The organism is Kitasatospora sp. NPDC091257 (assembly GCF_044757675.1).
Taxonomy (GTDB): Bacteria; Actinomycetota; Actinomycetes; order Streptomycetales; family Streptomycetaceae; genus Kitasatospora; species Kitasatospora lactacystinica.
In genome coordinates this window covers 1-13,866 of sequence record NZ_JBIVVI010000081.1, presented here as the reverse complement: position 1 = coordinate 13,866, position 13,866 = coordinate 1, and the positions used below count along the sequence as shown (strand labels likewise).

Below are 13,866 nucleotides of genomic sequence, written 5' to 3'. Positions count from 1 at the left end.
GGGGTGCGGCCGCGGGAGAGGGCGTGGCCGGCGAGGGTGGTGAGGTGCATGGGGGGTTCTGGTGCTTTCAGGCGGTGACGAGCGAGATGGTGGGGCCGGGGGCGGGCGCGACGAGCGCCCAGACGTACTTGCCGATGCCGCCGGGGCGGTTGGCGCTGCCCCAGCGTTCGGCGAGTTCGTTGACGAGGAGCAGGCCACGCCCGTGTTCGTCGTCGGGGGTCGGGGCGTGGAGGGTGGGGTGTTCGGTGCCGGCGTCGTGGACTTCCAGGCGCAGGCGGGAGCCGGTGACGGTGAAGCGGACCTCGATGTGGCAGTCGTCGGGGGCGTCGGAGTGCTGCACGGCGTTGGCGAACAACTCTCCGAGCAACAGTTCGGCGGTGTCCGAGTACCGGTCGCCGGAGGGAAGGGCGGAGAGGTACGCGCGGAGCAAGTACCGGGCCAGCGGCGTGGACTCGGTACGGGAGTCGAGACGCGCGACGAACATGCGGGGCCGGCGGTGGGTTTTGAGCATGGGGGAGTGCCTCAAGGGAGGGGTGCGTGCGAATGGAGTGCGCCGTGCGGTGCGCTACGGCGCCGACTCAGGGGTTCTGCTGAAGTGAGGGTCCGGACCGCAGCGATGGCGGTCCGGCCTCTGGGGTGTCGGTGTGATCAGGCGACCGGGACCGGGACGCCCCGCACGAGGAGGGGGAGGCCGTCGCCGTGCTCCCAGGCGTCCCAGGCGTCCTCGACGCGGCGGCACTGGTCGTCGGCCATGAGGTCGCGGAGCTGGTGACGGGGGACCCAGTGGAGGGCGCGGAGTTCGTCCGGGGGCTGGTGGTGGCTGGCGGTGTTGGCCTGTTGGGGTGTGACCTTCCCGCCCGCGTAGACGAGGTTGAGGCCCTCGGGGAACTCGGCGGCCGGCATGTAGTCGATGGTGAGGATGGTGCGCAGGGGCAGGACGAGGCCGGTTTCGGTTTCGAGGTGCCGGCGGGCCGCGAGGTGGGGGAGCTCGTCCTGCTCGGCGCTGCCGCCGGGGAGGATCAGGCCGTCCATGTAGACGGGATCGACGAGGAGGGCGGACAGTTCGCCCGATCCGTCGGGGTCCTCGCGCAGGGCGAAGATCTGCTGACCCGACCGGCGGGCCGGGGGCTTGCTCATGATGCGGGTCCTGCTCAACTCTGCTCCAGGTAAGAGGAATTGATGGAAAGTAACAGCGGCCACCCGTCGATGGGCGGGCGGTAGGCCTTCCCGGGCGCGACCTCCACGAAGATGCTCCCGCGCGGGTTGCCGCCCTCCGGGCTGGTGAAGTCAAGCTCGAATTCTTGGAGTTGAAGGCGAGTCTCGGGATTCCGCGCGTGGTGCATGGGGTCTCCGCCGGTTGCTCTGTGCTCCCGGTGAATCACCGGGTGTAGCCATAGTGGCCCCTCGCCCGCTACGATCGGAAGGCTTTCCCACTTGACAGTTCCCCCGTGTGGTATTCGCGCAGCAGTGGAGGTCTGACGATGCGTGAGTCTCAGCTGGATCCATCGGCGTCGCCCCTCAAGGCGTTCGGGGCCCAACTGCGCAAGCTGCGCAAGGCAGCAGGCTTGACGCAGACCCAGCTCGGCCAGCGTACAAACTTGAGTGATAGTCAGATTTCGAACCTCGAAAGAGGGACGCGCAATCCCACGCTTGACTGGGTTCGTAAGGCTGACAAGGTCATCGATGCCAGTGGAACATTGGAACTGACGTACTGGAGCCTGAGCAGGTCGTCGTTGCTGGAAGGGTTTCCCGAGTACGCGGCGCAAGAGGCGAAAGCTCAGGGCATCTCCCACTTCGAACTGGGCGTCGTGCCCGGCCTGGCCCAGACCATGGAGTACGCCAACGCCTTTGCGTCCGCAGCCGTGCGGCGCGGCAGCATCACCGAGGAGCAGGCAGCAGATCGACTCGACTTCCTGGCCACACGGCAGAAGCTGCTCGACCAGCGGTCGGCTCCGCGCCTGCACTTCGTCCTGGATGAAGGTGCGCTCCTGCGAAGGGTGGGAGGGCCCAAGGTCATGGCACGGCAGCTGGCGCATCTTGAAGACCTTGCGAGCCGTCCGAACGTCACCATCCAGGTGGCGCCCTTCTCACTCGCAGAAGAGCTGCCGTTCACCATGATGGTCACGCTGCTTACCCTGGCGGATCGATCACTCCTGGCATACTCGGAGTGCCAGCTGCGCGGCTTCCTCGCGCGAGACGCTGATACGGCCCAGGCCTGGGAACGGGACTACCATCAGCTCCAGGTGGAAGCGCTGTCGAAGGCTGCGTCACTGGAGATGATCCGCAAGCAAGGCGTGAGAGGAACGTCATGATTTCCCCTGTAGACCTGTCCGACGCCGCATGGTTCAAGAGCAGTTACAGCAACAATGGCGGGTCTTGCGTCGAGGTGGCTCCCGACTTCCCCGGCCTGACTCCTGTCCGTGACTCCAAGGACCCCCACGGCCCGGCTCTCGTCTTCCCGGCCGAGGCGTGGAAGTCGTTCGTTGCCGCTGTCCGCAGCGGCGAGTTCGGCGACGTCTGAGCCCGGGAGAGGTGTCTCCTGCTTGGGGTGCACGGTTGGTTGCCGTCCGAGTCGAAGTTGTGAAGAGGTAGTCGGACGCCTGGCTGGGGGTTTCCCCCAGCCAGGCGTTTTTGCGTGGGCGGGGGAGGGCACGGAAGGGCTGTGAGCGCTATGGAGCTCGACCTCGTCGACGCCAGGTGGCGGAAGAGTACGTACAGCAACGGGCAGGGAGGCTGCATTGACGTTGCAGACGGCTGCCCAGGTGTCATGCCGGTCCGAGACTCCAAGGACCCGAAGGGGCCTGTGCTCGTCTTCCCGCTCGAAGAGTGGGTGTCGTTCGTTGCCGCTGTCCGCAGCGGCGAGTTCGGCGACATCTGAGCCTGAGCCCGGGAGAGGAGCCCCCCTGCCCGGGGTGCGGGGTTGGTCGCCGTCCGAGTCAAGGCTGTGAAGAGGCAGTCGGGCGCTCGGCTGGGGTTTCCCCCAGCCGAGCGTCCTCTCTGCAACCCGGCGGCGCGGGACGACGCGGAACCCGGACAGGTCGTCGGTGCGCTCGACGATCCTCTCCAAGTCCCAGCCTTCTTCCCGCCGCTGGTCCGTTGGCGTACCGTCGGAGCACATGAGGCTCATCACCCCCAAGACCCTCGCCACCCTTGCGGGGGCGACCGTCGCCTTCACCGGTATCGCGGTCCTCAACAGCGCCCCGGCGTCCGCCGGCCTGGCCCACTTCACCGGGCAGCTCCAGGTCCAGGGCGACCAGACCTACCTGGACGAGGGTGCGGGCACCGACGTCCTCGCCCGCGCCGCCGCTTCGACCGGCCAGACCTGGGTGTTCGACAAGGTCGACTACGCCTTCGAGTCCGTCGGCGTCTTCACCGTCAAGGGCAGCACCTCCGGGAAGTGCGTCACCGCCAAGGGCATCGGGCAGGCCGTCGTCCAGGAGCCGTGCCGCAGCGGCGACCTGACCCAGCGCTGGATCATCGACGTCAGCCAGGACACCACCCTGATCAGGAGCCACGGCGACTTGGGCCTCGTCCTCCACACCACCGGAGTCGGCCAGCCCGTCGCCGGCTCCCCGGCCCCCAACACCGGCGGCGGCCCGAGCGGCGCGGGCCTGCCCGGCAGCCCCGACCAGAACTGGATCGTCTACCAGGACTGACGCTCACCGGCCGACCTCGGGAGTGGGAAGTCGGCCGGTCCGACTTCCCACTCCGCGCGGCCCGGCGGCGCACGCACCGTACGTCGGTCCCGACACGAGTGGGGCCTTCCGGATCGGCGCGGAGCAATTCGACATCCGCGCCGGCCGGCGACCGGAAGGGCCTCGTGCCACGCTTCGACGCACTTCCGACCAGGGCCGTGCACCTGCCCCCGGCACACCTCGGCAACCTTCCGCATTCGAATCCCGGAGCGCTTCCACGGGCGTCGAAAGCCGGCTGATCCGCCCCTGCCCAGCCGGTCGAGGGCTCTGCGCGAGAAGTCGGCGGGGCCGACTTCTCGCGCGCGTCGCGTCCCCACTCTCGGGGACTCAGTGTTCCGCGGCCCGGTCGCACAGGCCCGGACCGGACCCGCCCGCCCCGCCCCCGCCGCCCCGCCCGGAGCCGAAAACCGGTGCCGCCCGCCCGCCGGATGGAGCAGCATGACCCCTGTGTCTGATACCTCCATCCTCACCCGCACCGAGGCCGCCGAGCGCCACCGCCTGCTCGACGTCCGCACCGTCCACCTCGACCTCGACCTGACCCGCGGCCGGGAGGTGTTCGGCTCCACCACGGTCATCCGCTTCGGCTGCACCACCCCCGGCGCCGCCACCTCCGTGGACGTCAAACCGGCCGCACTCCACCGGGTGGTGCTGAACGGCCGCGAACTGGACGTCACCACGCTCCGCAACGGCCGCCTCCCGCTGACCGACCTGGCCGCCGACAACGAACTCACCGTCGAAGCCGACATGGCCTACTCGCACACCGGCGAGGGCATGCACCGCTTCACCGACCCCGCCGACGGCGAGGACTACGTCTACACCCAGTCCTTCCTCGACGACGGCCCCCGGGTGTTCGCCTCCTTCGACCAGCCCGACCTCAAGGCGCGGTACACGGTGTCCGTCACCGCGCCGCAGCAGTGGACCGTGGTCGGCAACAGCCTGGGCCGCCAGACCTCGCCCGGCCGCTGGGAGTTCGACACCACCCCGGCGATCAGCAGCTACCTGCTCGCCGTCGTGGCCGGCCCGCTGCACTCGGTGCGCGCCGAGCACGACGGGATCCCGCTCGGCCTGCACTGCCGCCGCTCGCTCGCCGCCCACCTGGACGCCGACGCCGCCGAACTGCTGGAGATCACCCGGCAGGGCTTCGACCACTACCACCGGGTCTTCCGGCACCGCTACCCCTTCGACAGCTACGACCAGTGCTTCGTCCCGGAGTTCAACGCCGGCGCGATGGAGAACCCGGGCTGCGTCACGCTGCGCGACGAGTACGTCTTCCGCTCCGCCGTGACCGACACCAGGCGCGAGGAACGCGCCATGGTGGTGATCCACGAGATGGCGCACATGTGGTTCGGCGACCTGGTCACCATGAAGTGGTGGGACGACCTGTGGCTGAACGAGTCCTTCGCCGAGTACATGGCCTACAGCGTCACCGCCGCCTCCACCCGCTTCACCGGCGCCTGGACCGGCTTCGCCGCCGACCGCAAGCCCTGGGGCTACGACGCCGACCAGCGCCCCTCCACCCACCCGGTGGCACCCGGCACGGTCGAGGACACCGCCCAGGCACTGCAGAACTTCGACGGCATCTCCTACGCCAAGGGCGCCGCCGTCCTGCGCCAGCTCGTCGCCTGGCTCGGCGAGGAGACCTTCCTGACCGGCGTCAACGACTACTTCGACGCGCACGCCTTCGGCAACGCCACCCTCGACGACCTGCTCCGGGCCCTGGCCGCCGCCAGCGGCCGCGACGTCCACGCCTGGGCCGACCGCTGGCTGCGCACCAGCGGCGTGGACACCCTGCGGGTGGCCGACGGCCGCATCGAGCACACCTCGGCGGACGGCGCGCTGCGCCCGCACCAGCTGACCGCGGGCCACTACCGGCGCACCGCCGACGGCGCCCTGGAACTCGCCGACCGCGTGCCGCTCGACCTGCCCGGCGACCTGCCGGGCGACGGCGCCGTGCCGCTGGACCCGCCGGCCGACGGCACCGAGCTGACCCTGCTCAACGACACCGACCTCAGCTACGTCAAGATCCGCCTCGACCCCGCCTCCTGGCGGACCGCGCGCTCCTCCCTCGGCGCCGTACCCGAGGAACTCGCCCGGGCAGTGCTCTGGGGCGCCGCCCGCGACCAGGTGCGCGACGGGGAACTCGCGCCCGGCGAGTACCTGCGGCTGGTCGCCGACCACCTGCCCGGCGAGACCTCGGTGCACCTGATGGACGCGGTGCTCTCCTTCGCCCGCGACTTCGTGGCGGACTGCGCCCTGCCGCCCGCCGAACGGCCGGCCGCCCTGGCCGAACTGGCCCGGGTCTGCCGCACCCTGCTGCGGCGCACCGAGAACGAGCCGGACCGCACCGGCCTGCGCCTGGTGGCGGTGCGCGGCGTGATCGCCACCGCCGCCGACGAGGCCGACGCCGCCGAACTGCGCGACTGGCTGGCCGCCGGCACGGTGCCCGGCGGGCCGGAGCTCGACCCGGACCTGCGCTGGCAGCTGCTGGCGCGGCTGTGCGTGCTCGGCGCGGCGGGCGAACCGGAGATCGCCGCCGAACTCGCCGCCGACCCCAGCGACACCAGCGAGCAGGGCGCCGCCCGCTGCCGCGCCGCCCTGCCCGACCCGGCGGCCAAGGAGGCCGCCTGGCAGGCACTGTTCCACGGCGAGCTCTCCAACTACCTGGCCGCCGCCACCGCCAAGGGACTGTGGCAGCCCGAGCAGGCCGAACTGCTCGACGAACTGACCGTGCGCTACTTCGAGGAGCTGGCCCCGGCCGCCGCCCGCCGCGGCCCCGCCCTGGCCCGGGTGCTCACCACGGCGGCCTTCCCCGCCTTCGCCGCCACCGAACGGACCGTCCGGGCGGCCGAGGCCTGCCTCACCGACCCGGACCTCACCGTGGCGACCCGGCGCGGCCTGGTCGACCAACTGGACACCCTGCGCCGCGCCGCCCGGGCCCGCGCACTGACCGGGCAGTAGCACCCGGCGGCAGCCGAACCGCAGGCCCGGACCGCAGACTGACGCGGTGCCCGCGCGGCCTGCCTCGGGGCCGTCGTGCCGGCTCAACGTCGCGGGCTCATCGTCCATGACGGGCCGTCCGGACGGTCGAGCCACACCTGCTGTCCGGTGCCCGTGATGGTGATGCCGTACCGGTCTCGGGCCGGCTGGTCGTGGGCCCGGTACACGCGGTGCGCCGATTCGAGTTCGGACCACAGCGGGCGTGGGCCGGTCTCGGTCACGGTGCCGTCGGGCCGCAGTTCGGCGATCGAGCCGTTCGACGTCCACACCCGGGCGCCGGTCGTCGCCCCGTCGTCGCCGAGGTCGTACTGCCAGCCGAGCGGTGGCATGGTGATGCTGACCAGGAAGCGGAAGTCCTCGTCCGCCAGGGCATCGGCACCGATGGTGGACGGCCGGCGGTCGCCGTCGGAGAGCTGGGGCCGGCGGATGATCCCGCTGTCCCCGGCCGTCCGCAGGGGCATGAAGTAGGCAGGGGTGGTGAGGAACCGGCCGTCGGCCTCGGCTTCGCCGGTCCGGTGGACACGCGCGATGCCGTATCCGACGGGTGCGACGATCACGCCGCCGGGGGCGAGCTCGGGCAGCCATGCGGGCGGGATGCGGGAGAGTCCGCACGTGGCGATGATCGCGCCGTAGCGCCGCGATTCCGATCGCCCCGGCTCGGTGGGCGAGTGGGCGGCGGCGCCGTCGCCGGTGATCACCGTCGGCCGGTAGCCGGCGCGGCCGAGGCGGCGCCGTGCCGTGTCGGTGATGTCGTGGTCGATGTCGACGGTCACCACCTGGTCGTCGCCGTAGCGATGGGAGAGCAGCGCGGCGTTGTAACCGGCACCCGTACCGATTTCCTTCACCCGAATGTCGGCCCGCTCGCCGAGTGCTTCGAGCATCACGGCCATCAGGGAGGGCTGGCTGGACGACGACGCGGTGTTCCCGTCGATCAGGTGGGTGACCAGTGCCCGGTTCTCGTACACGGCCTTCAGCCACTCGGCAGCGTGCCCGGGGTCGTCACCGCTGGCCCGCTGCTGACTTCCGCCGGGGCCCTGCCGGTAGAAGTACGGCACGAACAGGTGCCTGGGCACGTCCCGGAAGGCGCGCTGCCACCCCGGATCGGTGAGGGAACCGTCGGCGGTCAGCGCGTCGACCATGGCGTGGCGCAGGCTCTCGGCAGTCGGCTCGGCGGTTTCGGTCACGTGGTGCCCTTCTGGAGGAGATCGGCGATCGCGTTGGTGACGGCGTCGCGGGTGACGTCGATCCAGGCCCACTGCCCGCCCGGGTTCACATCGACCAGCCAGTGCGTCCCGGACCGGTCCACGATCAGGTCCACGGCAGCGAAGACGAGTCCGAGACGCCGCAGCATGTCCAGGATGCCTGTACGGATCGGTTCGGGGAGCAGTTCCGGGGTGTAGACGAGGTTCTTCGAATCGGTACGCCAGTCCAGCCGGCCGGGGCCGTCCGGGGCCGTCCGGGGCGTCGATCCGCACGGGGAACAGCTGACCGGCGACGCAGGTCACCCGGACTTCGTACGCCTTGTCGGTGATCTCCTGCTGGTACAGGTGCGCCGTCAGCGCCGCACGCGGATCGTCCCACCGGTCTTCGGGGACACGGGTGGTGTACATCTGGCCCCGCTGCCCGTTCTCGGTGTGGACGATCCCGCCGAGTACCTTCGTGACGATCCGGCCGCCGCATCGCTCGGCGAACTCGCGCACCGCCCTGGGAACGTTGGTGACCAGTGTCGCCGGCACGGGCAGCCGGGCCCCGGCGGCGGCGGTCAGTTGCGCGGGCTTCGTGCAGTCGGCGTTGCGCTCCGGGCGGTTGACCCACAGCACCCCGGGCAGCGAGCCGAGAACGCCGGCGAACGCCCGCTTGGCCTGCGAGGCGGCGAACCGCCGCTCGGGGCCGGACATGCCGGCGGCGAACTGGAAGGCGGTGGGCTTGCGCCACCACACGGACGCGAGTTCGGACAGGTCGACGCCTCGCAGGGCACCGTTGAGGGTGCCGATCCACTGGCCGTCGGGCCCCAGTTCGGCCGTCATGGTCATGCGCTGCGGGAAGTCGGCGACGTTGGTGCGCCAGAACGGGACGCCTCGGGCGTTGAGTTCACGCAGGACGTAGTCGGCGGTGGGGTCGAGGTCGTGGGTGATGACGAGCACGCGGGGAGAGTCGCCCCGCGTGCTCCTGGCGCCGTCGGACATCAGTCGTCGTTCTGGTCGTAGTCGACGCTGATCACGGTCTGCCCGTCGGACTCGGTCTGACAACCCGATCCGTCCATGGTGGGCAGGTCGATCGCCGTGCGGCCGTCGATCAGCGACAACTGCGTGTCGGGGTCGACGCAGGCGGGCGGAAGCGGCGCGACGGTCACCGGGTTGGTGATGGCGTCGAGCCCGAACGGCCGGGTGGCGAGCGGGCCGGTCGGCTCCGCGTCCACGGCGATGTTCAGCGTGGGCAGTCGATCGGTCAGAACGGACATGGTGTTGCTTCCCCTCAGGTCGGGTGGTGCGGTTGCCGGCACTGCGTTCGGGGACGGGAGGTGTCGGCCGCCGTGGGGCATCTGTGGCTGACACACCACTTCGTGATGGCGCGTCAGCACGGATCCACTGTGACCATGTGGGCACTGTCGGTGAACGGCGGGGGCGTATCACAGGGTGTCCAGCGCCGTGTCCGACTGCCGGGTCTCCGCCTGGGCGAGGGCGACATCCAGCAGCATCCGGTTGCGCGCGGACGGGGTGAGGCCGGAGGTGTCGCCGATCGACGAGAACAGACCGAGGGCTTTGCCGGGGCGCCCGGTCGACACCGTGATGCCGATGGCCTGCGCGGTGACCGTGGCCGGCCCGAACGCCGTACCGTTCACCGTGACGTCCCGGCCCATCCGAGCGGCGACGGCGTGCCCTTGCGACAGCAGATCGTCCGCGTCCGCGACGTCGCCCCGCCGTGCCGCGACGACGGCGGCGAAGGTCACGTGCCATCCGTATGTGGCGAGCAGATCGAGATCACGGTTCCCGTACCGGGGCTCGATCGCCTCGTAGGAAAACCGCGCGGTCTGCTCGGCCTGGTCGAGCCGGGCATCCCGCAGGTAGATCCACGAGCGGCCCGATGCGACCATGGCCGAACGGACGGTATCCCCGGCCTGGTGGGCCTGGTGCTGCGCATGGCCGATACCGGCGTACGCGAGGTCGCGGGCGCCGAACTGGTTCGCCACGTAGGCGGCGAGCCGGTAGGCGTCCGCGAGGAAGCCGGCCGCCGCGTCCCGCTGGTCGGTGGTTGCAGCCCGCAGAGCGGTGGCGGCTTCGCGCAATGCCGGAGCGACACGCACGCCCGCGCCGACGAAGTCGCCGACGCGGTAGGCCTCCCATGCGGCGGTGAGTCCGGCACCCAGCTCGGCCGGAGGCGGCGGCTGCGCGTTCGGCGAGGTCCGAGCCCCGGTCCGACAACCGCAGGCCCGGACCGCGTCCACGCGGTCCGGGCCTGCGGGCTGTGCTTCGGGGGACTACGAGCCGGCGGTGGCCGCCTCCAGGGTCGTGGCCATCACGGGGCTGGTGAAGGTGTTCGTCGCGTCGCCCGTGGAGGGGTGGTACGAGCCCCACTTGAGGTAGTTCCGGTCGCCGTCCCAGGTGGTGCCCTTGAACGTGCCCGAGCCCGTCGTGAACGTCTGCTTCACGCCGTCGAACCAGAAGTCGATGGTGCCGTCCGTGCGGCCCAGGCGGATCTTCAGGGCGTAGGAGTGCCAGGTGTTGTTGGCCGTCTGCGCGGTCCACAGGGAGTGCGACACGTGGGCGGTGTCCCACTCCTGGAGGCGGACACGCCCGTTGACGATGTCGATCTCGATCGGGTGGTTGGCCGTGTCGGTGCTCGGCGAGCACTTCAGCTGGAACACGTACCGGCTGTTGGTGTCCTGGATGTCCACCTTGGACGACCACCCCAGGTAGAAGGTGTCGCCCTCCTTCAGGTCCGGGCTGAGCGTCTCGCAGCGCTCCTCCCCGCCGGCCTGGAAGGCGCGCCACACGTTGCCCTTGGCGGAGTCCTTCACGACCCCGAAGTTGCCGGCCGCGCACTGGACCGCCTTGAACGAGGACGGGCCCGTGCTGGTGCTCGGGGTCCACAGGACCTTGCCCGCGGCGGCGGAGCTGCTCGCGGAGGCCTGGCCGCAGGTGATCGCGAAGGTGGCGAGGGCGACGGCCGCGGCGGCGGCCTTGCGGCGGTGGGTCAGAAGGGACATGCCTCTCCCGGGGGGATGAGTGGCGGACACGGGCGAGGAGCGATTCGACCAGCAATCGGCCCGTCCGGCCAGCCGAAACGGCCGACGGAAGATCCTTTTCGGACACTTCCGCCGGCCGCCCTGTTGACCTGAACCCGGCCCCGCTCCCGGCCGTTACGGGGTGCGCGGCTCCTCGGCGTCCTGGTCGTACGAGGAGGTGCCCTCGTCCAGCAGCGGCTCCTGCGTCTTGAGGTGCGCCGGGGCCAGCGCCCGCAGCACGTGGTAGCCGGTGATGACGACCAGCGTGCCGAGCGCGATGCCGCTGAGGCTGAAGGTGTCGGTGAACTTCAGCGTCACGTTGCCGATGCCGATGATGATGCCCGCCGCGGCCGGCACCAGGTTGAGCGGATTGCGCAGGTCCACCTGGGACTTGGTCCAGATCTGCGCGCCCAGCAGCCCGATCATGCCGTACAGGATCACGGTGATCCCGCCGAGCACCCCGCCCGGGATCGCGGCCACGATCGCGCCGAACTTCGGGCACAGGCCGAACAGCAGCGCGAAGCCGGCCGCCGCCCAGTACGCCGCCGTCGAGTAGACCCGGGTGGCGGCCATGACGCCGATGTTCTCCGAGTACGTGGTGTTCGGCGGGCCGCCGACCGCGGTGGAGAGCATGGAGCCGACGCCGTCCGCGGAGATCGCGGTGCCCAGCTTGTCGTCCAGGTTCGAGCCCGTCATCTCGCCGACGGCCTTGACGTGCCCGGCGTTCTCCGCGACCAGCGCGATCACCACGGGCAGCGCGACCAGGATCGCCGACCACTGGAAGGACGGGCCGTGGAAGGTCGGCAGGCCGACCCAGTCCGCCTTGCCGACGCCCGACAGGTCCAGGCGCCAGTGGTCGGTCATGTGCCCGCCGCCGTCGACCGAGTGGATCTTCCCGAAGACCCGGTCGAACAGCCAGGAGATCCCGTAGCCGAACAGCAGCCCCAGGAAGATCGCCACCCGCGACCAGAAGCCGCGCAGGCACACCACGGCCAGGCCGGTGAACAGCATCACCAGCAGCGCCGTCCACTGGTCCTGCGGCCAGTACACCGAGGCGGTCACCGGGGCGAGGTTGAAGCCGATCAGCATGACCACCGCGCCGGTGACGATCGGCGGCATCGCGGCGTGGATGATGCGCGCCCCGAACCGCTGGACCGCCACACCGACCAGGAACAGCGCCACACCCACCACGAACACCGCGCCGGTCACCGTCGCGCTGGTGCCGCCCTGCGCCCGGATCACCGCGGCCACGCCCACGAAGGACAGCGAGCAGCCCAGGTAGCTGGGCACCCGGCCCTTGGTGGCCAGCAGGAAGATCACGGTCGACACGCCGGACATCATGATCGCGAGGTTGGGGTCGAGCCCCATCAGCACGGGCGCCACGAAGCTCGCCCCGAACATCGCCACCACGTGCTGGGCGCCGAGGCCTGCCGTGCGGGGCCAGGAGAGCCGTTCGTCGGGACGGACCACCGCCCCCGGTGCGGGCGTGCGCCCGTCACCGTGCAGCTTCCAGCGCACGCCGAGATCCATGGTGTTTCGCTTTCTCTGTACTTCCGGGGAACCGTCCGCACCATTCTCGTGGCCGCCGGATGTCCCGGCGATCACACGGACCCGCGTGAGCTGCGGATACGTGTGACGAGGCCCGACGGGCCCGGTGCTGTCGGGGATCTTACGGCCACCGCCCGCGCACCGCGGATCCGGCCGCGCGCCACAGGATCCGGCCGCGGGCCGGATGCCCGTTCGCGGGGTGTCACCCGTGTGGGTGTACTGCCGCGTCGCCGCCGCTCGAACCCGCCGGCCGCCCTGAAGACTGGCCGCATCCGTAGGAGCTATCGAAGGACGTGCCATGGCGGAAGAGCTGTACGCGACGCTGAAGACCACCAAGGGCGACATCGTGATCCGGCTGCTGCCGAACCACGCCCCCAAGACCGTGAAGAACTTCGTGGAGCTCGCCAGCGGCGAGCGGGAGTGGATCAACCCGGAGACCGGCGAGAAGACCACGGACAAGCTCTACGACGGCACGGTCTTCCACCGGGTCATCGAGGGCTTCATGATCCAGGGCGGCGACCCCCTGGGCAACGGGACCGGCGGCCCCGGGTACAAGTTCGCGGACGAGTTCCACCCGGACCTGGCCTTCACCAAGCCCTACCTGCTGGCCATGGCCAACGCCGGACCGGGCACCAACGGCTCCCAGTTCTTCATCACCGTCGGGGCGACCACCTGGCTCACCGGCAAGCACACCATCTTCGGCGAGGTCGCCGACGAGGCCGGCCGGAAGGTCGTCGACGCCATCGCGACGGCGGAGACCAACCCCCGCAACGACCGCCCGGTCCAGGACGTGGTCATCGAGAAGGTCGTCATCGAGACCCGCTGACCGGAAGACCCTCCCCGGGCGCCCGGCCATGGGCGCCCGGCCCCGGAACGGCGCGCGCCCGGTGACGACCCGTTCCACCGCGCAGCCCCGCGTCTCATCCCCGCGTTCCAGGGCCCCGGCATTCCCCCTGCTCGGAGCCCGTTCCAGTGTCCCGCCGTCCCTGATCGGCCGTTGACCCTTGCGGCCGGGACGGATCACCGCGCAGACTCCGGTCGTCCGAGCACCGCACCGACCCGAGCACCGCACCGACCCGAGCACCGCACCGACACCGCACCGACCCGAGCACCGAAGGGCCACGGCCGCACCGGGACTTCACCGGCCATCCACTTCCAGGGCCCCTCGGGCAACGAGAGTGTCGGCGCGGGAAGCAACCCTTCGCTGCCCGTCAAGGGTCTGTACATCGACGACTCGCTCAAGGTCACCTGCTGGCAGCAGATCATGGACGACGCCGTCACCTGGTAGTTCCCGGACGCGGCGGCCCCGGTCCCGTCCGCGACCACCCGGCGCAGCAGGTCACCGAGGACGGTGTCGGGCAGGGCGTCGAGTTCGTCGAGCGGCAGGGCGGCGACGTCGAC

Annotated in this window: 14 protein-coding genes; 6 read left to right on the top strand and 8 right to left on the bottom strand. The window is 70.8% G+C overall.

The genetic code is table 11. The features are described 5' to 3' along the window. Positions 1-67: 67 nt before the first annotated feature. Together ACIQOV_RS06165 and ACIQOV_RS06160 are read right to left on the bottom strand one after the other, a co-directional pair. On the bottom strand, positions 68-511 hold the full coding sequence (locus ACIQOV_RS06165) for an ATP-binding protein (protein WP_401045449.1): 444 nt from the start codon (positions 509-511) through the stop codon (positions 68-70). A 137-nt stretch (positions 512-648) separates the two neighbouring features. Further along, positions 649-1,137 (bottom strand): NUDIX domain-containing protein, encoded by a 489-nt coding sequence (locus tag ACIQOV_RS06160; RefSeq protein ID WP_401045447.1) that lies wholly within the window; start codon positions 1,135-1,137, stop codon positions 649-651. Between the two features lie 344 nt (positions 1,138-1,481). Between ACIQOV_RS06160 and ACIQOV_RS06155 the strand changes: the two genes are divergently transcribed. The 5 genes from ACIQOV_RS06155 (at position 1,482) to pepN (ending at position 6,653) form a co-directional block, all read left to right on the top strand. Continuing rightward, positions 1,482-2,312, top strand: a complete 831-nt coding sequence (locus tag ACIQOV_RS06155) for a helix-turn-helix domain-containing protein (protein WP_401045446.1) — start codon at positions 1,482-1,484, stop codon at positions 2,310-2,312. Continuing rightward, positions 2,309-2,521: a DUF397 domain-containing protein gene (locus tag ACIQOV_RS06150; protein WP_401045444.1), complete on the top strand. Its 213-nt coding sequence runs from the start codon at positions 2,309-2,311 to the stop codon at positions 2,519-2,521. The genes ACIQOV_RS06155 and ACIQOV_RS06150 overlap by 4 nt, the downstream gene beginning before the upstream one ends. Before the next feature lie 150 nt (positions 2,522-2,671). Further along, positions 2,672-2,878, top strand: a complete 207-nt coding sequence (locus ACIQOV_RS06145; protein WP_401045441.1) for a DUF397 domain-containing protein — start codon at positions 2,672-2,674, stop codon at positions 2,876-2,878. 238 nt (positions 2,879-3,116) lie between these two features. After that, on the top strand, positions 3,117-3,656 hold the full coding sequence (locus ACIQOV_RS06140; protein WP_401045439.1) for an RICIN domain-containing protein: 540 nt from the start codon (positions 3,117-3,119) through the stop codon (positions 3,654-3,656). Between the two features lie 486 nt (positions 3,657-4,142). Continuing rightward, complete coding sequence (pepN, locus tag ACIQOV_RS06135; RefSeq protein WP_401045438.1) at positions 4,143-6,653, top strand: aminopeptidase N; 2,511 nt, start codon at positions 4,143-4,145, stop codon at positions 6,651-6,653. A gap of 83 nt (positions 6,654-6,736) precedes the next feature. Here pepN and ACIQOV_RS06130 read toward each other — a convergent pair whose 3' ends face one another. From ACIQOV_RS06130 to ACIQOV_RS06110, 5 genes are all read right to left on the bottom strand, one after another. Further along, positions 6,737-8,836: an MvdC/MvdD family ATP grasp protein gene (locus tag ACIQOV_RS06130; protein WP_401045435.1), complete on the bottom strand. Its 2,100-nt coding sequence runs from the start codon at positions 8,834-8,836 to the stop codon at positions 6,737-6,739. Between the two features lie 41 nt (positions 8,837-8,877). Further along, on the bottom strand, positions 8,878-9,153 hold the full coding sequence (locus ACIQOV_RS06125; RefSeq protein ID WP_401045433.1) for a hypothetical protein: 276 nt from the start codon (positions 9,151-9,153) through the stop codon (positions 8,878-8,880). A 168-nt stretch (positions 9,154-9,321) separates the two neighbouring features. Further along, complete coding sequence (locus ACIQOV_RS06120; protein WP_401045430.1) at positions 9,322-10,137, bottom strand: transcriptional regulator; 816 nt, start codon at positions 10,135-10,137, stop codon at positions 9,322-9,324. A gap of 33 nt (positions 10,138-10,170) precedes the next feature. Next, entirely contained in the window at positions 10,171-10,899 is a 729-nt protein-coding gene (locus tag ACIQOV_RS06115; protein WP_359910753.1) for a heparin lyase I family protein, read from the bottom strand. Positions 10,900-11,052: 153 nt separating this feature from the next. Beyond that, complete coding sequence (locus ACIQOV_RS06110; protein ID WP_380548481.1) at positions 11,053-12,447, bottom strand: uracil-xanthine permease family protein; 1,395 nt, start codon at positions 12,445-12,447, stop codon at positions 11,053-11,055. A 316-nt stretch (positions 12,448-12,763) separates the two neighbouring features. Between ACIQOV_RS06110 and ACIQOV_RS06105 the strand changes: the two genes are divergently transcribed. Continuing rightward, entirely contained in the window at positions 12,764-13,291 is a 528-nt protein-coding gene (locus ACIQOV_RS06105) for a peptidylprolyl isomerase (RefSeq protein ID WP_401045427.1), read from the top strand. 194 nt (positions 13,292-13,485) lie between these two features. On the opposite strand, the gene ACIQOV_RS06100 is transcribed toward ACIQOV_RS06105, so the two are convergent. Continuing rightward, a partial coding sequence (locus ACIQOV_RS06100; protein WP_401045424.1) for a hypothetical protein occupies positions 13,486-13,866 on the bottom strand: 381 nt, incomplete at its 5' end.

Bases quoted from the DNA above. Each gene is read 5' to 3' on its own strand.
- ACIQOV_RS06165 (WP_401045449.1), bottom strand. From the start codon at position 511: ATGCTCAAAACCCACCGCCGGCCCCGCATGTTCGTCGCGCGTCTCGAC.
- ACIQOV_RS06160 (WP_401045447.1), bottom strand. From the start codon at position 1,137: ATGAGCAAGCCCCCGGCCCGCCGGTCGGGTCAGCAGATCTTCGCCCTG.
- ACIQOV_RS06155 (WP_401045446.1), top strand. From the start codon at position 1,482: ATGCGTGAGTCTCAGCTGGATCCATCGGCGTCGCCCCTCAAGGCGTTC.
- ACIQOV_RS06150 (WP_401045444.1), top strand. From the start codon at position 2,309: ATGATTTCCCCTGTAGACCTGTCCGACGCCGCATGGTTCAAGAGCAGT.
- ACIQOV_RS06145 (WP_401045441.1), top strand. From the start codon at position 2,672: ATGGAGCTCGACCTCGTCGACGCCAGGTGGCGGAAGAGTACGTACAGC.
- ACIQOV_RS06140 (WP_401045439.1), top strand. From the start codon at position 3,117: ATGAGGCTCATCACCCCCAAGACCCTCGCCACCCTTGCGGGGGCGACC.
- ACIQOV_RS06125 (WP_401045433.1), bottom strand. From the start codon at position 9,153: ATGTCCGTTCTGACCGATCGACTGCCCACGCTGAACATCGCCGTGGAC.
- ACIQOV_RS06115 (WP_359910753.1), bottom strand. From the start codon at position 10,899: ATGTCCCTTCTGACCCACCGCCGCAAGGCCGCCGCCGCGGCCGTCGCC.
- ACIQOV_RS06110 (WP_380548481.1), bottom strand. From the start codon at position 12,447: ATGGATCTCGGCGTGCGCTGGAAGCTGCACGGTGACGGGCGCACGCCC.
- ACIQOV_RS06105 (WP_401045427.1), top strand. From the start codon at position 12,764: ATGGCGGAAGAGCTGTACGCGACGCTGAAGACCACCAAGGGCGACATC.